Origin of the sequence: Phaeodactylibacter sp. (genome assembly GCF_022763345.1) — a bacterium.
In the GTDB taxonomy this organism is placed as follows: Bacteria; Bacteroidota; Bacteroidia; order Chitinophagales; family Saprospiraceae; genus Phaeodactylibacter.
Map to the genome: position 1 here is coordinate 126,522 of NZ_JALEGS010000050.1, position 19,191 is coordinate 145,712.

Below are 19,191 nucleotides of genomic sequence, written 5' to 3' on the forward strand. Positions count from 1 at the left end.
GCTTGCAACTTGGCGAGGTTCGCTACAGTTTTGGCCGAATCGCCCGGCGGATAAGCGGGCCGAATTATATTTCATGTCTGATTTACGTAAATCTATGCCTCTGTTTCAAAGTTTTTTGGACTATCTTTCGGATTCCTACTACGGCTGCCTTACCTTGAGTGATTAAATATCATCAGACAAAACGACTTTTATGGCAACTTCTTCTACTGTTCGTTTCAACAAGGACGATCAGCCCGAATTTTTTCAGGTCCTTCGCAAGCGTGTTAACCAACATTTTTCCGACAAAGGCATTACCAAATACGGCGATGGCCGTATGGTCTTTAAGACGGTGTTTATGGTATCCCTTTACGCTATACCATTACTCCTTATGCTATCCGGACTAATCCAGGCTACCTGGGCAATCGTCCTTATGTGGGTACTCATGGCGCTTGGTATGTCAGGTATTGGTTTCTCCGTTATGCACGATGCCAATCACGGTGCCTACTCTCCCAATCCTAAGGTTAACAGCGCACTTGGCGGCATCCTCAACTTCGTTGGCGGCTATCACATCAACTGGAAAATTCAGCACAATGTGCTGCATCATTCTTATACTAATGTGCATGAGCATGATGAAGATATCGATAAAGGCATTTTCCGCCTTTCACCAGACCAAGAGCACAAGCCCTTTTACCGGTTTCAAATCATCTATGCGCCCATCCTTTATGGGATGATGACGATCTTCTGGCTGGTTGCCAAAGACTTCATGCAAACCCGGGATTACCACAAGCGCGGGCTACTGGAAGCGCAGGGTGTTTCCTATGGCAGTGCAATGATGCATGTCGTCCTTTTGAAAATTGCTTACGTAGCCATCACGCTGGTCCTTCCAATTATGATCTTACCGCTTGCATGGTGGCAAACCCTTCTGTGTTTCCTCATGATGCACTTCATCTCGGGATTGTTCCTGGCACTGGTTTTCCAGGGCGCTCATGTACTGGAGGAGACCCACTTTTTCAAAACAGATGAGCACGGCAGCGTGGAAAACAGTTGGGCCGTTCATCAGCTCAAGACTACAGCCAATTTCGCAAACGGGCGCCACCTTTTCGCCTGGTTCATCGGCGGGCTCAACCATCAGGTGGAACACCATCTTTTCCCAAATATCTGCCATATCCACTATCCGGATATCGCACCGATCGTTAAAGCGACAGCAGAGGAGTATGGCATCCCCTACTATGAGCATCCTACTTTCCTGGCCGCCCTGCGCAGCCACTTCCGGATGTTGTACAAATTGGGCAACAATCAGTACGAGCGGCAACTGGCGGCTTAAACATAGTTTAAAAAGTCCTTAAACAACAGGGCCTTCAATCAGCAATGATTGAAGGCCCTGTTGTTTAAACTACCCAAATTGAGAAGATGCTACAGCAACCCCGCTTCTCTTAATTTATCTGCGGGAGTCGAGCAAATCCGCAACAAGTTGGTTTAACTTTGTGGATTCTTCGGTGCTTAGTTTAATTTCAGGTAGGAACTGCGCCTGAATATAGCCCAAGAGCTCCGGCTGACCGGGAGCAGCTAATTGATCAAATAACCCGATAACCTTTTCGGCCTCTAATTCCGTAATATCAGCCAAATCCACAGCGCTCATCTGCGGGAAGCGGGTGGATGTTTTCAGTAAATTAAAAACCCGGGCTTTTTGCTTCCCTACTTCCTGACCCTGCTGTCGCCCTTCCTTTCGCCCCTTTTCCAATAATTGCTCAAGCGTGCTCATAACTTTTGATTTTGTGCCAAATTCTTTTTGATCAAGTGCCTCCATGACTTCATCGGCGGATCGCTCCGCAACACCGAGAATGTAGACGCTTAACGGTCTTGTGTATGTGGCGCTGCCAACAGTCTTTTATTTACCGTAAAAGTCCTTGATTAACTTATTAAATTCTTGAGGTTTTTCCATATTTGGAAGATGTCCTGATTTCTTTACTAATTTAAATTCAGCATCAGTTATTTCATTGGCAATTTTTTCAACCTCTTCCGCCTTAAAGAAAAAGTCCATTTCACCTGCAATTACTAATGTTGGTGTTTTTATTTTCTTTAGGTAATCTAAGTTATTTCTTCTCTCAGCTCGCCCCCTATGTGATGCAATAGCACCCTCTTTTTTTGTCTCAGACATCATTTTAAATAAATGAATATAAACTTCTGACGTAGCTTCTATTTCATTAAGGTTTATATATTTATGAATATCTCTTTTTGTGTATTCAAGCATTCCTATTTCACTAATTTCATCCGCAAGTCTCAACCTGCTTTTATAGCTTTCTTCTGTTTCTGCATTTGGTAAACTCGCACATATAATTAAAGATTGGACTCTTATTGGAAATAATCTGTGAAACTCCACTATTATTTGCCCACCCATTGACAATCCAATTAAATGGACTTTTTCTATTTTTAATTCGTCTAAAAGAATTGCTAAATCCAAGGCTTGTTCTTCTATGTAAATCTTATCAAAATCATAGTCGGATTTTCCGTAACCTTTTAAATCTGGAAGGATTAATCTAAAGTTATTAAGTTCTTCATATTGATATTTCCACATACTATGATCAAAAGGGTGTCCATGCACCAATAGTACTACTTCTTCTTTTTCAGGATTTATATCTTCATAGAAGAATCTATTACCTCTAATTTTGATTTCTTTCATTTCTATTTATCTTGATTGCTGCCAACAAAGTGGTTTGCGACATCGGCCAGTGAAGAAGCGTAGCTTGTCAGGACAGGCGTAAGCCCCTTTCCAGCGTTTATACCGACGATAAAGTGGTTTGCCGTGGCAAACCACTTTATCGTCGGTATAGGTTATTGTTGCTAATCGCTCATCTTAGTCGGATGCTCCTTCAAAAATAACCTCAAAATATTGAAATATCAAGATGAGAAAAGTCGCCAGAAAAGTTATATTTTAACATGGTCAAACCCATCACCTCAAAATCAGCCTGTATGAACACCTTCAACCACTACTTGAAATACCTATGCCTCACCGCTCTACTCCTTATTAGTCAGGCTGCGCCGGCACAGGACCTCGTCGATTTTGAATTCAAAGGCAGCCAAACCCTGGTACAAATGCAGGCACAATACGGTTTTTTAATGCAAAACGGCATTGAATACTACAAAATCCGGTACACGACACCCGATATTAATGGCGTCACGGATACGGCCTCCGGACTGATCGTTCTGCCGGTGCGGGAAGCCGAATTTCAATACCCGCTGCTGTGCTACATGCATGGTACCGTAGACAGTAAAACCGATGTGCCCTCTAATCTGGCCGGCGGCTGGGAACTCGCCGCCGCCTGGGGCGGACTAGGCTATGTTGCTGCTGCCCCGGATTTCCTGGGGCTTGGCGATTCCCGGGGCTTCCATCCTTATGTACATGCCGATACGGAGGCTTCAGCGGGTATTGATATGCTCTTTGCAGCACGTGCATTTTGCGAAAGCGAAGGGCCAGCACTGAATGATCAGCTGTTTGTCACCGGATACTCTCAGGGTGGGCACGCTGCGGCGGCCGTCCACCGCGAACTGGAAGCGAACTACACCGATGAATTCACAGTCACTGCCTCCGCCCCTATGTCCGGCCCCTACAGTATCTCCGGAGCGATGCGCAGTGCCCTGCTCAGTGACGAGCCCTACTTTTATCAGGGCTACCTGGCTTATACCGCCCTTTCCTATAACGAGGCCTATGGGCTTTTTGACAGCGTGGAAGCATACTTCAAGCCGCCCTATGCTGAGCCGATTGAACAGTTTTATCAGGGCGCTATCACCCTCAGTACCCTGAACAGCACCCTCATCGACTTGCTGACCACCAACGAAGGGGCGCCCATTCCGCGCTACATGCTGCAGGACTCCCTGCTCACTGCTCTGGAGGATGAGAATAGCGACCACCCTATCCTCCAAGCGCTGGAAGCCAACGATGTATACGACTGGGCACCACAGGCACCAACCCGGCTGTACTACTGTACCGCAGATGATCAGGTGGCGTTTACCAACAGTATCCTCACCGATTCGGTCATGAATGCCAATGGCGCACCGGATGTCCTTGCTGTGGATGCCGGCACAACCCTCAACCATACCGAATGCATACAACCAGCTACCGTTGCCGGGGCGATTTTCTTCCTGGGTTACCGTGAACTTATCTCCAATACTTCTGCCTTCACTCCGGACTGGAACCTAAGGGTGTTTCCCAATCCGGTGAGCAATATCCTGTACCTGCGGGAACTCCCATCCGGAGCCACCTTACAACTAATGAATACGAACGGACAGATCTTGTTTGAACAAATCGCAGCCGGACCAACAACGGAACTGAAAATGAGCCCTTACCCCTCTGGTTTTTACCTGCTGAAGGTCAATACGCCGGCTGGCAGTTCTACAGTAAAAGTGTTACGAACCACTAATCGTTAACCGCGCCTGTATCGCCTCTGCAATACGCGCTGAGTCCCGGTACACTACGCCCAGTATTCCTCCGGGCTGATAATTGTCAAACCCGAGGAAGTAGAGCCCCTTGTGCGGTCCCTCCCCTATACAGCTTTTGGGCAGGTGATCCGCATTGAACAAGGACTCGCTATGCGGAAGGAAGGCTTCGAGGCGGGCGTGATAGCCGGTGGCCAGGATGACATGAGTAAAGCGATGCTCACTCCCGTCCTCAAAAATGGCGCCATCTGGGGTGAAGGCCTTTAGTTCAGGCACCACTTTGATTTTACCGGCTTTGATAGCGGCTACTGTGCCGATATCAATGACCGGCGTTTTGCCCGTCTCCCGCAACTGACGCGCAGGCGGCATAGCGGAAGGCTTGAGCCCGTAGGGACGCAGGTCTCCAAATGCCAGCCCCTGTACCTGCTTGCCAATCCAGTCGCCAATAGGCGCAGGCAGCTTTGCAAGAGTGAAGGCCGTCTTTTGAGTGGGGCGCCCCAGGAAATCGCGGGGCACAATATTGACCGGGCCTCTGACGGATAGCAAGGTTGGAATACCTGCTTCGCTCAGGTCCAGCGCTATTTCCGCACCGGTATTGCCCATGCCTGCGACCAGGACAGTTGCCTCCCTGAAGGGCTCCGGATTGCGGTAATCCTTGCTGTGAAGAATAGTGCCCGAAAAATCTTCCTGATCGTCAAAATGCGGGCGGTTGGGCACTCGGTTGACCCCGGTGGCGAAGACGACATGCTCCGCTTTAAAGTGAGCCCCATTTGCACAGGCCGCGACCCAGTGATCGCCTTCCCGGCTTACCCGCTCCAGGCTGTGCCCAAAGTGGGGCGCAATTTTGAAATGGGCGGCATAGCTTTCCAGGTAATCTACCAACTGCTGACGGGAGACGTACTGCGGATACTCCTCTGGAAAAGGAAGATGGGGCAAGTGGGAAAATTCCTTCACGGTATGCAGGTGCACCCGTTCGTAGTGGTGGTGCCAGGCGTGCCCGACTTCCTGGCTTTGCTCAATCAGGTCAAAATCAAGCCCCCTGTAGCGCAACCGGCCGGCAATGGCTAACCCGGCCGGCCCTGCCCCAACGATTAAAATCGGTGTCGCTTTCATACTTGTTGTTCTATAGCCTGTATGCCCCGACGAAGGCTTTCCGGAACAGGCGCCTTCGACTGCTTCACATAGTCGTACGTAACGATTGTGGCATTCGCAATCGCCACCAGACGCTGATACTTCTGACTGTACATTTTGCAATGCATCACAAATCGGTCCTCACTCATTTCCGTAACCTTGATCCCCATCGTAATCGTATCCGGATAGCGGACCGGGAACAAGTATTTACAGTCTTGCTTTGCCAGGATTACGCCCGGCAGCCCCTCCTGCTCCAGTACGACCGGGTAATTCAGCCGGTCGAGGTACACCACACGCGCATGCTCAAACCACCGCAGGTAAACTACATTATTGACGTGGTTGGCAGCGTCCATCTCGCCCCACTGTACGGTGATGTTCGTCTGTACCGGAAAATCTGCCAGTTCTGAAATTGCCGAAGCCATAGTTTGCTTTTTGAACCGGCAATATAGCTACTTTCCGGCGACAATGAAGCGTTGCACGCCCTGACCTTCTGCACCCCATACCCTTAGCTGGTAGACACCGCCCGGAAACTGCTGTACATTGAGCTGAGCGGGGAAGGTTGCCCACTGCCCGGAAGTGATCATTGCACCATTCGCATTATACACTTCGTAGCGGACAGGGATACTGAACACCTTCGCTTCAACCTGCAATATTTCAATTGCTGGGTTGGGGAAAACACGCAGCGGAACTGATCTTCCCTCATCAACCACCCCGGTCAGCTCTTCCACCACCTGGAATTGCACGGGGATGAATGTCGACAGCCCACTGCTAAGGTCTTTAGCTTTAAACCCGATAAGGTAGGGCGCGGCTCTGTCATCCTCCGGCTCCACCATCCAGGAGAAGGCTTCGAGTGGCTGAGGGCCAGTCGTGGTATCAAAAACCGCCGGGGTATTGAAAAAGGCCAGCAGACCGCCCGCTGCGGTCAGCTCCACCTCCCCCCCGAAAGGGATGCTTTGGGCCACCGCCTCCAATTCTACCATATCGCCCACCTGCACTTCCTGCAATGCGGACTCTTCCGAAAGGGTAAGGGCGGGAGGAAGCGCCATCATTTCTTCGACCTCAATCAGCATATCACGGGTTACTTGCTCCCAAAGCGCACCATCCCGGTAGGTGCTGACCATGATGTTGATTAAATACCGGCCAGGCCGCTGTGGGGCGTCCCAGACAAGCAGACCGGTCTCTGCATCTATCATCAACTGATTATTGGGGCCAGGGTTGATCGACGCAGGCTCCTGATAACCCGGGATAGTGCCTGCTTCTGACTTTGGGATTAGCAGCTGATGTACCAACGCATCCCCATCGCGGTCAAAAGCAGCCGATAGGTGCGTGAACACCTGCCCTAAGGCACTGCGGTCCAGCATGGCAGGCTCGTAAAACACCGGGCTATAGTGGGGCGCATCCGACTCGGTGACTGTAGCCAGCGACTCAACATAAAACGGAAAAGGCTCAAGTCCTCCATTCATAGAGATCACCCGGTTGGGCTCGTTGACCGAAAGGGTGTATTGCCCAGCGTCCTCATACGTGTGGGCTACCCGATAGACGCCCAGGAATTGAACCGGCGTTAATTGTTCCCCATCGGGCAGCCCATCATTATCGGCATCTATACCATTGGTAACCCAAGCAGTTGAACAGGCTCCGTCTCCCCAGCACAAAGTAACAGAATCCGGTACGGTAGCCGTGGCATTAGCCTGAATGTAGAGGTGGAGCTCCGCCTCCAGCGTTAGAGGCGCGGTTTGCTGAAAGGTAATTTCTCCGCCCCGGATGGAAGCGGCATTGAGCGATACCCCAAAAAAGATGGATAGAAATAGGAGTAGTATATTTTTCATTTTGAGTGAATTTTGGATTGAAGGCGTGGTTTATGAGCCTACTTATTGCTTGATAAAAGGCAGGGGGCGTTGCTGCCCGTCTGGCAGAAGCACCGTCAGTACATACCATCCTTTAGGCAAAGTACTGACATTCAAAGGACTGCCGGATTGTTGCACAGTACCAGACTGAAGCAATTGTCCCGAAGCCGCCCGGATTTTCATAGCTTGACGATTTAATGTTTTATGACGTAATGCCTATAAGATACAGAAATGCCCCCGCACTATCAACCAAGAATCCCTATTTTGTCGGCAAGCCTAAAATTTTATCCATGAAACACCTTCTACCTTTCTGCCTGCTCGCAATGCTTTGGGCCGCAGGCTGCCAGATTGCCCCCGAAGAACTCGATACCCCGCTCCTTGGCGAAGGCGATTCCCTAACCCAGGCCATAACCCGCCCCGAAGCGCCTCCGCTGGCCGCACAACTGCACGAGGCGTTTGAACAATACCGGGAACCCGTTATTAAGGACCTGCGCTTCAAACATGCGGACATCGAGCCGCTGATCAATGACCTGCCTGACGATTTTGAAGTGGAAAAACTCGGAAGCTCTCTGGAAGGTCGGGCTATCTACGAAGTACGTATCGGGAGCGGGCCGGTGCCGGTCTTGCTTTGGTCGCAAATGCACGGTGACGAGCCCACCGCTACCATGGCTATTATGGACATTTTCAATTTTTTCAAAGCCAGTGGTGATGGTTTCGATAGTTTGAGGAACCGGATTACCTCAGAACTGACCCTGCACTTTATCCCCATGCTCAACCCGGATGGCGCAGAGCGCTACCAAAGGCGGAATGTGCTCGATATCGACCTCAACCGGGATGCCCTTCGCCTGCAAAGCCCGGAGTCCAAAATCCTGAAAGCTGCCCGTGACCGAACACAACCGGTCTGGGGCTTCAACCTGCACGATAAAAACCGCTATTATGCCGCCGGGGACAGCCCGAAAACAGCCTCGGTGTCCTTCCTTGCTCCTGCCTTCAATGCTGAAAAAGACATCAACGAGGGCCGTGCGAATGCCATGCAGCTCATTGTTTTGATGGATGAGGTGCTGCAACAGTACATCCCGGGCATGACGGGCCGGTACGATGACACCTTCGAGCCCCGGGCCTTTGGCGATAATATGCAGAAATGGGGCACCAACACCATTCTTATTGAAAGCGGCGGGCTAAAAGAAGACCAAGAAAAGCAGTATTTGCGGCAGTTGCACTTTACCATCCTGCTTACGGCGTTCCAGGCGATCGCCAATGGCGGCTTTGAAAGCTGGCCACAGGAAGCTTACGAAGATATCCCCTACAACGACAGCGGGGCTTTTTATGACTTCATCCTCCGCAACGCTACCCGTATGTACGAGGATCAGCCCTTTGTGACTGACCTGGCATGGCGGCACCGGGAAATTGATGTTGACGATGCCCGTGCCTATTACCTGCGGGGCAGCATTAGCGACCTGGGCGACCTCTCCACTTATCACGGTTACGAAGAACTGGATGCCACAGGTTATACCATCGTGCCAGGCAAGCTGTTCCCCCAGGCCCTCCCCGATGTTGGTACCCTGCGCCAAAAGGATATCCGGGGGCTGCTTGCTCAGGGTTATACGGACTTCCCGGTCACCAATCGCCCACCCGACCGCACCTCCGCACAGTGGCCGGTAGCCCTGATTGCGCCGGGCAAACAACCTAATAATTCCCTTTACCAATACGGTAATCCCAGTTTTCTGCTCGAAAAAAACGGGCGGTATGACTATGCAGTTGTAAATGGCTTCGCCTATGACTTAAGGGACGACCTCCCTGCATTCCAACTACCGTAAGCAGCCGATAACCTTGACAACAGAAAAAACTTACGCATGCAGCCTTATCCTTTTCTACTAAGCATCTTGCTTTTATTCTTGGCCACCACCGCCCAAACCCAATCCACTATGTCCAGCGACACCCTACCCTACCGGCAAATCCCTGAGGCTCCGGAATCCTACACCAGCAGTACCGCTGTTGCCCGAATGATTGACGGGCTGGGCTTCCGTTACTACTGGGCAACCGAAGGGCTAACCGAAAAAGACCTGCTGTACAAGCCCAGCCAGGATGGACGCACTACTATGGAAACACTGACCCACATCCACGGTCTTTCAGCAATGGTCTACAACAGCGCCTTTCAGCTGCCCAATAAACGCCCGGCACCAGCCGCTCCCGAAAACTTTGCAAACCTTAGGCGAGCCACTTTGGAAAACCTTAAAGCGGCAAGCGATCAGTTCCGGGAAGCCAATACCAATAACATGGAGCGCTTTGACCTGATCTTTGAGCGAGAGGGCGTACAATCCACTGTCCCCTTTTGGTTTCAGCTCAACGGCCCCATTGCAGATGCACTTTGGCACGTCGGCCAGGTGGTCTCCTTTCGGCGGGCGGCTGGCAACCCGGTTTTCCCCGGCATCAGCTGGTTTCAGGGCAAAGCGATGGAGAAATGAGGCGGGCCATCGTTGTCGGAGCGGGTGTTTCGGGCCTGACCACCGCTGTAACCTTGCAGGAGGCGGGCTACGCAGTCACCATTTACACACAAGATCTGCCCGGTGCCACGACCTCCGCTGTAGCCGCCGCCATTTGGTTCCCCTATGCCGTAGCGCCAGTCCATGCTGCCAATCGCTGGAGTGCAGAGTCCTACCGGGTTTTTGAGCAGCTGGCGCAAACACCAGCCACCGGGGTAAGCATGACCGATTTCCTGGTCCTCACCCGCCCGGGGCTCGATAACAGCTGGCGGGAAGAACTGCCTGAAGGTGCCGTGCGCCTGGCAAAATCCAAAGAACTGTCGCCGGGATATGAAATGGGGTATCTTGCCAAAGTCCCCCTCGCAGAAACCCCCGTCTACCTCCCCTACCTGCAAAGCCGTTTTCTGAAAGCGGGTGGATTATTCCAACAAGAAACCGTACATCACCTGACCGACCTGGCCCGGGAAGCAGATCTCATCGTCAACTGTGCCGGGCTTGGGGCACGGGAATTATGTCAGGATGAATCGGTCTACCCCATTCGCGGGCAAGTCGTAAAAGTGGAAAATGTACCCGGCACCCGGTCTATGGTGGACTCGATGGACAAAGGCAAGCTGGCCTATGTGATCCAACGCGGCGGGGATACGATCCTTGGGGGAACCGACTATGAGCATGATTACAACAACACGACTTCTCCGGAAGACACTCAAATTATCCTCCGGCGCTGCGCTCAATTGCAGCCTTCCCTTACCCAGCCTAAGTTGATCAATGCTGCCGCAGGATTGCGCCCCAAACGGCCAGCCATCCGGTGTGAGCAGGAGCCTGGACAGCCTATTTTCCATAATTACGGGCACGGTGGTGCGGGCTTTACGGTGTCCTGGGGCTGCGCAGGGGAAATTTTGAAGATTATACGTGGTTTAAGTTAGGGCATACTGGGAAAGTCTGCCCTAACCTCAGTACAAGTTAGGGCATGATGGCCCGGTTTCGCTTCGCTACAGCGGACAGAGAAGGGTATACTCTAAAGTATGATTCCTATTCGTTAAAGTTAGGGCATACTGGGAAAGTCTGCCCTAACCTTAGTACAAGTTAGGGCACGATGGGAAAGCGTACCCTCACCTCAGTACAAGTTAGGGCACGATGGGAAAGCGTACCCTAACGCCCGAAGGCGATTTTCGCTACATCGGACGGGAAGAAGTGTACCCCAATGTGTGATTTCAATTAGGGCTTAAATCGCTGGTCTGTCAAAAAGGAAGTATCGGTAAGGGTATGCAAAAAGGCTTCCAGATCAGCCAGTTGTTCGGCAGAAAGGCCCAGTGGGCGAATGCGGTGGTCTTTGTTTGGGTGGGTTGTGCCACCGGTGTTGTAGTGCTCCAGCACGGCTTGCAAATCAGGCAGGCTCCCATCGTGCATATAAGGCGCGGTGAGGGCTATGTTGCGCAAAGTAGGCGCGCGAAAGACGCCATCATCTTCGGGCAGCCCCGTGACGCGGCGGCGGCCCCAGTCTTCATAGGTTTCGTACAGCCCATTGTTGAAAAAGCCATTTTCCGTAAAATTGAAGCCTCCGTGGCAACTGCTGCAGTTGGTTGCATCGCTGAAAAACAGTTGGCGGCCACGCTCCGCAGCAGCATTGAGGCTGGCTTCGCCCATGAGGTACTGATCGTAAGTGCTGTTGGCACTAATGAGGGTGCGCTGGAAAGCTCCAAGTGCCCGAGTGATGGTAAATGGATTGGCTGGCTCGCCGTAAGCTCGTTGGAAAGCATCCGCATATTCCGGATCCGTATTAAGGCGCTCAGCAGCATGAAGGATCGGCAGGTCCATCTCGGCATGGTCTTCGATGGGCACCAACGCCTGAATGTCGAGCTTAGGCACACCTCCATCCTTATTGACTTTGGTGAGATAGGCCAGATTAGCCAGTGTCGGCGAGTTTCTAAAGCCCAGCCGCCCGCGCACACCGGGGCTAATGGGCAGTTCATCGGCAAAGGCAAGCGATTGTTTATGACAAGAGCCGCAGGTAATGCTGGAATCTACCGACAGTGCAGGCTCAAAAAACAGCTTTTTGCCCAGTGTAACCCGGGCTTCAGTCAATTGATTGTCTTCCGGGATACCCGGATACGGGAAGTGCGGCGGTAATTCCAAAACGTAAGGCGTGGTGTCGACCGGAGAGGCCGGCTCCTTTTCGCAGGAAGCAAAAAACAAGAGCAATAAAAGGAATGAGAAATACCGCATAATCGAAAATTTAGGGTTGCCCGCTCTCCGCAGACAACCCTTCCGTTTTAGTGCATCATACTGATCGCAGCCGGGATGTTGTCCCGCACAGCCGCAGCCAGTTCAGGATTATTCATGGTGTGGGTTTGATAATCTGAAGACAAGTCAATGCCCTCAAACAGCTTCGCTACGTCAAATTCCATGTGTAGCATATTACTACCTTTTTCTACGTCTTTGTGGGCGACGAGGCTTACATTCTGCAACATATTATCCGTACCCAAGTGAAAAATCATTGAGTCATCCATCACACCATCTCCATCCGTATCCACTTCTCCGTCCACGCGCAGGAAGCGGTAGCCGGAGTTCCAGTTCCAGTGCATAGCCGGAAACTGAATAGCAAGCGGGTCATCGGCATCACGGGAAGTGAAGTCGTCTTCAGACTGACTGTTGATGGCAGGGTCTACGCCCACAAAGAAGTTCACCATGTGGTAATGCCCGGCAGGGACCGTGGTCACTTCCTGCATGCCTGCTTCCGGCGTCACCAGCAAGTACTTGCCTTCTACGGGAATCGCGTCGCCTTCTTCGGGCATCAGCTCGATACCGCCTACGTAAAAATTAGCAAGGGTGAATCGTACGGAGGTACCATTGATATCATACACCTGCGTCGTATCAAAAGCAGCACCATCAACGGTGTACTCAAACATCATATTCACGGTGCCCTCCTGAATACCAGGTGTTTCGTCATCATTGTCACAAGCTGAAAACGCAAGTGCAAAGACCGCGAGCAGCGCTAGGGTGGAAAATTTGGATTTTGTCATTGGTCAATTTTTATTTAAAGTTATTAGAAGTTGTTTTAAGTCTTATTGCAGATGGACCGTAACAGCAGCATTTGTCGTGTTCTGGTCATGATCATCAGCTGTTACCTGAAGCTCGTAAGTGCCGGGCTCCAGGTCGTTGAGTGGAAACTCCAGGCGTACCTCATGGCGCAGTGCGTGCAAGTGCTGCTTTTCCACTAAAGTGGGCATACCATCCTCGGCAATAAGCCAGATAAAGTAGGTGTGCAGCCCAAGGTTTTCGGAGAAATCCACTTCTACAGGCATCACATCCTCCACCGACAGGACAGCGCCTGCTGTGGGTGCCAGAATGTGAATGTCTGGTTCTACCGTGTCAATAATTGCTTCCTTCTGACAGCCTGTAAAGGCGATCATAAAAACCGGAAGCCAGGTTAGTTTTCACATTTCGTCAAAAAAAGTAATTGAGGTGAAGCGCCACCCTTGAGCGGGCCTCCACCAGTCCGGTATTCCAATCCTGCTGCAGGGGCAGGCTGTAAGTCACCCCCAGATTGTAGCGCTGCCAGAACACCTCGGCGCCGGCATTGGCCAGCCAAGCTTCTCCACCGGTATAAGTGCGGTAGTAGCCATTCTCAATGTCCCAGTCGGCCTGCTCATAGTAGAGCCCCAGATTAGGCATCACGCTGACGCCACCAATCTGCTCCACCCGAAAGAGGCTCAACAGCCCGGCAAAGCGGTTGCCAAACTGATAGCCATTCTCACCAGCGCCATTAAGACGGTAGGTGGCATCGAGCAACAGCCCGGACCGTCCGCTCCGTGCAGTGTAATTGAGGTTGAACAAAGCGTCCCAGCTGCCCGTCCCAACCTGAAAGTTAGGGTTCACCACCTCGTTGGCGGCAGGTTGCTGAAACGCTCCCGTTGGTGCTTTACCACCTATGCCCGCTACGACCCGGTGCCTGACTTTCTGTTGCAGGCTATCGCTATTATCAAAAAAAGTATAGCTGAGCAGCCCAGTCACATCGCCCAGGCCACTGACTGTTCGTGGCCCATTGGCATCCTGCCGCAAATGATAAGCATAAGGGAGCATTACAGTGGCCTGCAAACGAGGGTGGATTTCCCACCTTCCACGAATCTCCAGGGTATTGAAGTATTCATCCTGTGGGCGCGCACCGGCATCAAAAGCTGGGTCCGCGAAGGTCCGGTAGTGCTGATGCTGCCACCAGAACCCCACGAAGTGCCCACCGAGGCTCGGCATTAAAGCGGCATAGGAAGGCGACATGCTACAACCACATGCATCACAGCCCCAAACGGGTGAAGCCAATAGCAGCAGCACCCCAATCCCAATAGATCGGAATAACATGAATGTAAGTTTAAAATTAGAAGCTTACGCCTGTACGGGAGGCACACGTCTGAAGATCGCCACAGGCAGTCAATGCAGACCGGCCTACCCGTTGGGAGCGTACATGAGGAGGCAGAAATGCCTCACAGAGCGTAGGGGCACTAGGCCCGTGGAGGATGAAAAACCCCGGAGGAGAGCAGTTGTGGCCGCAGCGCTGTTGCCGGCGGCAGGGGGTTGAGAGTGTAGAGATCGCGCTCCACAGAAAGGACGTAGTGAGCCGGTAAAAAAGGCGACAAACCGGTGCGCTGATCTTCAACGACTGGCGCTTGTTCGCTGTCCTGCTCCTGACCTATTGCCGCACTTGTAACCTCTTGCACATAGCAGCGCCCGCTGCACATGAGCTCGGGCTCAAAGCGGTTTTCGCAGAGCTCGCTGGCAATGTAGGCTTGGTTATACGACAGCCAGACTGTCACAGCAGGCAGAAACGCCACTTGCGACAGCACCAACAGCAGTAAAGGTATAGCCCACAGTTGCTTCATGCTGTAAAGATAAGGGGATTTTGCACTGCTTTGCAAGAAAAGTTTTGTCACCCGGCGGGCGAAGCGGCAGCCCTGACGGAGTGAGGCTCAAAAATCCGGGATAACCGAGGCTTAACAAAAATTAAATACCTTTAGCTCTGGCTTATGCATCAAATTACCACACCTCAGCGTACATTTCTATTTTAATGGCAATCAACAATGACAGGATACTCGGCTACGATTTTGCACGCGGCATCGCAATCATCGGGATGATCATCGTGAATTTCAAAACGGTCATGGTAGCGGAAAGCGATAGTATTCTCTATCAGGCGTTGGACTTATTTTCTGGTAAAGCCGCTGCTCTTTTCGTGGCATTGGCCGGCGTTGGCATGACCCTGATGTACGAAAGCGCCAAGCGCAAAAACAGCCCTGAAAAGCTAACCAAGGTCAAATCAGACTTACTCAAACGAGCACTTTTCCTGTTTGTGACCGGGCTAAGCTACTACTTCATCTGGCCAGCTGACATCCTACACTATTACGGGGTCTATATGACTATCGGGGTGCTTTTGCTTTCTGCCTCCACCCGTATCCTGCAGTGGATTTCACTGCTTATCCCATTGGGTTACATGGGCTTACTGATAATACTTGATTATGAGGCCGGCTGGGACTGGTCGACACTCGAATACCAGGACTTCTTTACCCCCTCGGGTTTTTTGAGACATCTGTTCTTTAATGGCTTTCATCCCGTTTTTCCGTGGGTAGCCTTTCTGCTGACTGGCATATGGGTAGGCAGAATAAACCTTAGAGATCAAAAGAAGCGTACCCGCCTTTGGATAGGGGCATTGCTTACTTTTATTGTTTTTACCGGCTTGTCTGCTTTTTTGCAATCACGAACCGGCTATTTTCCGGCCCCAGAGGCGGAAGCATTAAACAGCCTGTTAGGCACCGGCCCTATGCCGCCCACTCTTTTTTATATGTTCTCGGCGGGTGGCTTATCTGTTTTTCTAATTACTGTTTCCGTGCAGGTCTGCTTTTTGTACCCGGAGGCAAAATGGATAAGATACCTGGTCAGCACGGGTCAGCTTGCCCTCAGCAACTACTTTTTCCACGTGGTAATCGGTATGGTTGCTATTGAGCTATTATTCGGGCGGCTGGAGCAGTCCTTCTCTACTGGATTTGCTTTTGGTTATGCTATGGCCTTCAGTGTCCTGCTCGTATGGTTCTCCCACAGTTGGCGAAAGAAGTACAAAAGAGGGCCTTTGGAAGCACTTATGCGGCGCGTTACGGGTTAGAAGCGAGTGCTTACTTGACCCGCACATTGATTAACTTCCATAAAAACTTGATTTATGAGACTCCCGATCTTGGTGTTAGGGCTTACTTTCATTGGCTACCTAAACGCTCAGCCCTTCGAATTCCGGCGGGACCTGGATGCGCTGACCCTCTACTATGGTGAACAGCTTTGCTTTGCCTATCAGACCGGCACGCTGGCCTATGCCGATGCCTATCCACGCTCCAATTACCTCCATCCGGTTTATGGATTGGGCGGTGCGCTGCTTACCCAGGACTTCCCGGAAGACCATCGCCACCACCGGGGTGTTTTCTGGACCTGGCATCAGCTCTTTGCGGGTGACGTACGGGTGGGCGACCCCTGGCTGTGCGAGGGCATCCGCTGGGAGGTCAAAGTACTGGAAACCCAGGCCCGCCGTAAGCGGGCAAGCATAGAGGCCATCGTTTACTGGATGGCCGGACCGGATGCACCACAGGGTGTACCGGACACACTGGTTCGGGAGGCTGTCCGCATATATATCCGGCAAAAAGGCCAGGATGTACGCCTGCTGGACTTTGATATTCAGCTTACCGCAATGGCACCGGGTATCCGCATCGGCGGCTCGGAGGACAAGAAAGGCTATGGTGGGTTTTCCGTACGGCTGAACACCACCAACCCACTCACTTTCTCCAACGGCAACGGAACCGTAACCCCACAAACCACCGCAGTGGAAGCCGGCGGATGGGTACGGGCAAGCGGCAACTTCAATGCGCTGCTGCCGGAGCAGACTTCGGTAGTGATGATGTGCGAGCCTGAGGAACTGCCTCAGTTTCAGGGTTGGATATTGCGCAAGCAAAACAGCATGCAAAACCCTGCTTTTCCGGGCGCTATGGCCATTAAATTATCACAACAGGAACCACTGCGTTTCCGCAACCGGATGTTATTGCACCGCGGCCCTATGAAAGATAAAAAAGTAGAGCTGCTGTACCGTCAGTTTTTGCGCAAGCGGTAAATGCCCAGAATCTTAGTCGCTCCGGCGTAGATCGCATGAACCTCCTCCCCACTATAAGGCCCTTCCCGGTTTAAAGCCTGATCCAGCCCTGATCGCCAAACCCGATAGTCCGACAGGAAGTAATCAGCCTGTGCCGGGTCTTCGGTGAGCTCAAAACGAGCCCGAAGCTCGGGGTGCAGGTATTCGTAATTAAGCGTGGCGGGATAAGACTGGTAAGCTACGCTGATCACCGGTCTATCATCCAGCTTAGCCAATGCTTCAAAGCCTTGTTTGTAAGATGTACCCCAGTAATCGAGGTCATACTGCCCGAGTTGATTGCCCCAAGCCAGCGCATTGAAGAAAACGTTTTGGTGCGGATGATTCACCGCCATCCAAATCAGCAGATACCCTCCTTGCAGGCTTAACCCCGCAATAAGCCCACGCCGCCACCACGCCTGCTTTGCCGTCCATTCCCAAACCACCTTTGTACCCAATACAGCTAAATACAGCAAACTGGGATACACAAAAAACAGGTGCCGCCACCCGTCATAAACCACCGATTCTAAAACGATAATTGCGAGAACAGGTGCGATAATCAGCCCCAGGCTGGCCCAGTCTTTCCGATCTTCCGCAGCAGCCCAAATCCCAATGGAGCCCTTTCGCAAATGCTGCCAGGCGCGGGGCAATAAACCTAAAGTACCGGTTAAAGAAAGCAAAAGAAAAAGCAAGGGGGTGGAAATGCCAATCCATACTGGAATGTAGTACCATGGGATTTCCGGGCCGGCGTAGAACTGCCCCTGAAAGAGGACCTTTCCGCCCCAGCCGTATTGGGACATGATTTCAAAAGCTTCCAAAAACTGTAGTTGAGGGTCAGGCCAAAGAAAAGGCCAAAACACCACCATAGCCCAGTAAGCCATTGACCCGAAGACGCCCAGCCCAATGATCCGCTTCCACCAAAGCGGGCGGGTCCCTGATTTACCCAGGAGCACATCGGCGGCAAACAGGAAAACCGTCATCACCGGCATCAGCATACCGATGATCCGCATACCGATCAGCATACCACAAGCCAGCGCATGCAGCAGGGCCGTGCCAATGCCCGGGCGCAACCACAGCCGGAAAAGCGTCCAGGTGCTGATCACAAACAAAGAGAGGAAAGGCAGGTCTTTAGGATTGAAAAAGGCATGCGCGAAGAAGCGCGGGCTGAGCACCCAAAACGCCGCGCCCAGCAGTGCCCACCTCCAGTTGGCAAAACGGCGGAGCAATATTCTGAAAAATACGATCCCGGCTCCCCAATACAGCAGGAAAACAGCCAGGTGCCGCATCCGGAACTGCTGCCGGAAAGAAGTCAAATCCCAGGCTTCCTCCAGCCAGGCCATGGGCAGGGTAAACCACACCCCGTGGTAGCGGTACATATATTCGTGCAATTGCCGCCAGTCGTACTGTTTATCCGTCAGGTGGAACTGCTGATTGACATACTCTGCGGAAACAAAGCCGTGCTGCCGTTGCAGGGCTTCATCCCACGACATGCCATAGTCACCGTACAACGCCAGTCCAAGCACAAAGTAAGCCGCAAAAAACAAGACCGGCCAGCGATAGCCCGGCACTTTCCACAACTGCTGCCATTTTTCCATGGCGTAAAGCTACGAAAATGAACATTCTGCATGCACAACACATCAAAACCAAAACCATTGGAAACATGAAACGTCTGTTATCCCTGATCTTTCCCTTATTTTTGCTTAGCAGCTGTGGCAACATCGAAACCAGGAACGAAGCAACAAAAGCGCCTCTGGATACCGCCACTGCTCCAATACCCGGAGAACGCGAGCGGTCCACTCCACCACCTTCTTCCTCCCCTCCTCCAAATGACAATCAGCGGCCGATTGGCGACCTGTTAAAAATCGAAAAACCACTGCCCAATATGGATATTTCTTCTCCCCTCAAGGTGGAGGGAGAAGCCCGTGGGCAATGGTACTTCGAAGGCGATTTCCCGGTCGTCCTGGAGGACAGGAACGGGAAAATCCTTGCCCGGGGCGTAGCCGAAGCCCAGGGCCGTTGGATGACTTCTGACTTTGTGCCCTTCGAGCTGACGCTCACCTACGATGATGCGCCCGATGACGAACGGGGCTATCTGGTGTTCCAGCGCTCTAATGCCAGCGGCCTACCGGAGCATGACCGGTCTTTCCGATTGCCGGTATTATTCCCGCCGAAGTAG

At 51.9% G+C, this 19,191-nt stretch carries 20 protein-coding genes; 8 read left to right on the forward strand and 12 right to left on the reverse strand.

Features of this window, described 5'->3' with window-relative positions; genetic code table 11:
* The first annotated feature begins 190 nt into the window (after window positions 1-190).
* Complete coding sequence (locus tag MRY86_RS14190; RefSeq protein ID WP_293569496.1) at window positions 191-1,303, forward strand: acyl-CoA desaturase; 1,113 nt, start codon at window positions 191-193, stop codon at window positions 1,301-1,303.
* A 114-nt stretch (window positions 1,304-1,417) separates the two neighbouring features.
* Here MRY86_RS14190 and MRY86_RS14195 read toward each other — a convergent pair whose 3' ends face one another.
* Together MRY86_RS14195 and MRY86_RS14200 are read right to left on the reverse strand one after the other, a co-directional pair.
* Window positions 1,418-1,741, reverse strand: a complete 324-nt coding sequence (locus MRY86_RS14195) for a hypothetical protein (RefSeq protein WP_293569498.1) — start codon at window positions 1,739-1,741, stop codon at window positions 1,418-1,420.
* Between the two features lie 126 nt (window positions 1,742-1,867).
* Window positions 1,868-2,659 carry an alpha/beta hydrolase gene (locus tag MRY86_RS14200; protein WP_293569500.1) on the reverse strand — a complete coding sequence of 264 codons (792 nt, stop codon included), beginning with the start codon at window positions 2,657-2,659 and terminating at the stop codon, window positions 1,868-1,870.
* 290 nt (window positions 2,660-2,949) lie between these two features.
* On the opposite strand from MRY86_RS14200, the gene MRY86_RS14205 reads away from it, so the two are divergent.
* On the forward strand, window positions 2,950-4,404 hold the full coding sequence (locus MRY86_RS14205) for a T9SS type A sorting domain-containing protein (RefSeq protein WP_293569502.1): 1,455 nt from the start codon (window positions 2,950-2,952) through the stop codon (window positions 4,402-4,404).
* On the opposite strand, the gene MRY86_RS14210 is transcribed toward MRY86_RS14205, so the two are convergent.
* Genes MRY86_RS14210 through MRY86_RS14225 form a run of 4 tightly spaced genes read right to left on the reverse strand, consistent with a single transcriptional unit; the run spans window position 4,384 to window position 7,571 of the window.
* The gene (locus MRY86_RS14210) at window positions 4,384-5,526 is read right to left on the reverse strand and encodes an NAD(P)/FAD-dependent oxidoreductase (protein WP_293569503.1); all 1,143 of its coding nucleotides are present in this window, start codon (window positions 5,524-5,526) and stop codon (window positions 4,384-4,386) included. The two genes, MRY86_RS14205 and MRY86_RS14210, sit on opposite strands and share 21 nt — an antisense overlap.
* Window positions 5,523-5,966 carry an acyl-CoA thioesterase gene (locus MRY86_RS14215; protein WP_293569505.1) on the reverse strand — a complete coding sequence of 148 codons (444 nt, stop codon included), beginning with the start codon at window positions 5,964-5,966 and terminating at the stop codon, window positions 5,523-5,525. The genes MRY86_RS14210 and MRY86_RS14215 overlap by 4 nt, the downstream gene beginning before the upstream one ends.
* 27 nt (window positions 5,967-5,993) lie before the next feature.
* Complete coding sequence (locus MRY86_RS14220) at window positions 5,994-7,370, reverse strand: T9SS type A sorting domain-containing protein (RefSeq protein ID WP_293569507.1); 1,377 nt, start codon at window positions 7,368-7,370, stop codon at window positions 5,994-5,996.
* A gap of 42 nt (window positions 7,371-7,412) precedes the next feature.
* On the reverse strand, window positions 7,413-7,571 hold the full coding sequence (locus MRY86_RS14225) for a T9SS type A sorting domain-containing protein (protein WP_293569509.1): 159 nt from the start codon (window positions 7,569-7,571) through the stop codon (window positions 7,413-7,415).
* 107 nt (window positions 7,572-7,678) lie between these two features.
* On the opposite strand from MRY86_RS14225, the gene MRY86_RS14230 reads away from it, so the two are divergent.
* The 3 genes from MRY86_RS14230 to MRY86_RS14240 all read left to right on the forward strand — a co-directional run bounded on the left by MRY86_RS14230 (window position 7,679) and on the right by MRY86_RS14240 (window position 10,794).
* The gene (locus MRY86_RS14230) at window positions 7,679-9,205 is read left to right on the forward strand and encodes a M14 family zinc carboxypeptidase (RefSeq protein ID WP_293569510.1); all 1,527 of its coding nucleotides are present in this window, start codon (window positions 7,679-7,681) and stop codon (window positions 9,203-9,205) included.
* A gap of 108 nt (window positions 9,206-9,313) precedes the next feature.
* Window positions 9,314-9,853: a hypothetical protein gene (locus MRY86_RS14235; protein ID WP_293569512.1), complete on the forward strand. Its 540-nt coding sequence runs from the start codon at window positions 9,314-9,316 to the stop codon at window positions 9,851-9,853.
* Window positions 9,850-10,794, forward strand: a complete 945-nt coding sequence (locus MRY86_RS14240) for an FAD-dependent oxidoreductase (RefSeq protein WP_293569513.1) — start codon at window positions 9,850-9,852, stop codon at window positions 10,792-10,794. Before MRY86_RS14235 ends, MRY86_RS14240 begins: the two co-directional genes overlap by 4 nt.
* A gap of 292 nt (window positions 10,795-11,086) precedes the next feature.
* Here the strand turns inward: MRY86_RS14240 and MRY86_RS14245 are convergent, their stop codons facing one another.
* From MRY86_RS14245 to MRY86_RS14265, 5 genes are all read right to left on the reverse strand, one after another.
* On the reverse strand, window positions 11,087-12,094 hold the full coding sequence (locus tag MRY86_RS14245; protein WP_293569515.1) for a cytochrome c peroxidase: 1,008 nt from the start codon (window positions 12,092-12,094) through the stop codon (window positions 11,087-11,089).
* A 47-nt stretch (window positions 12,095-12,141) separates the two neighbouring features.
* On the reverse strand, window positions 12,142-12,891 hold the full coding sequence (locus tag MRY86_RS14250; RefSeq protein ID WP_293569517.1) for an MbnP family protein: 750 nt from the start codon (window positions 12,889-12,891) through the stop codon (window positions 12,142-12,144).
* Window positions 12,892-12,933: 42 nt separating this feature from the next.
* The gene (locus tag MRY86_RS14255) at window positions 12,934-13,281 is read right to left on the reverse strand and encodes a hypothetical protein (protein WP_293569519.1); all 348 of its coding nucleotides are present in this window, start codon (window positions 13,279-13,281) and stop codon (window positions 12,934-12,936) included.
* A gap of 34 nt (window positions 13,282-13,315) precedes the next feature.
* Window positions 13,316-14,224, reverse strand: coding sequence for a hypothetical protein (locus MRY86_RS14260; protein ID WP_293569521.1), 909 nt, complete (start codon window positions 14,222-14,224; stop codon window positions 13,316-13,318).
* Window positions 14,225-14,364: 140 nt separating this feature from the next.
* Window positions 14,365-14,742, reverse strand: coding sequence for a hypothetical protein (locus tag MRY86_RS14265; protein ID WP_293569523.1), 378 nt, complete (start codon window positions 14,740-14,742; stop codon window positions 14,365-14,367).
* Window positions 14,743-14,927: 185 nt separating this feature from the next.
* Here MRY86_RS14265 and MRY86_RS14270 point away from each other — a divergent pair, with 185 nt between their 5' ends.
* A complete protein-coding gene (locus MRY86_RS14270) occupies window positions 14,928-16,013 on the forward strand; it encodes a DUF418 domain-containing protein (protein WP_293571574.1) in 1,086 nt (361 codons plus the stop codon).
* A gap of 54 nt (window positions 16,014-16,067) precedes the next feature.
* Window positions 16,068-17,000 carry a DUF6807 family protein gene (locus tag MRY86_RS14275; RefSeq protein WP_293564032.1) on the forward strand — a complete coding sequence of 311 codons (933 nt, stop codon included), beginning with the start codon at window positions 16,068-16,070 and terminating at the stop codon, window positions 16,998-17,000.
* On the opposite strand, the gene MRY86_RS14280 is transcribed toward MRY86_RS14275, so the two are convergent.
* The gene (locus tag MRY86_RS14280; RefSeq protein ID WP_293564031.1) at window positions 16,979-18,610 is read right to left on the reverse strand and encodes a hypothetical protein; all 1,632 of its coding nucleotides are present in this window, start codon (window positions 18,608-18,610) and stop codon (window positions 16,979-16,981) included. The two genes, MRY86_RS14275 and MRY86_RS14280, sit on opposite strands and share 22 nt — an antisense overlap.
* Window positions 18,611-18,675: 65 nt before the next feature.
* Here MRY86_RS14280 and MRY86_RS14285 point away from each other — a divergent pair, with 65 nt between their 5' ends.
* Window positions 18,676-19,191, forward strand: a complete 516-nt coding sequence (locus MRY86_RS14285; RefSeq protein WP_293564030.1) for a Gmad2 immunoglobulin-like domain-containing protein — start codon at window positions 18,676-18,678, stop codon at window positions 19,189-19,191.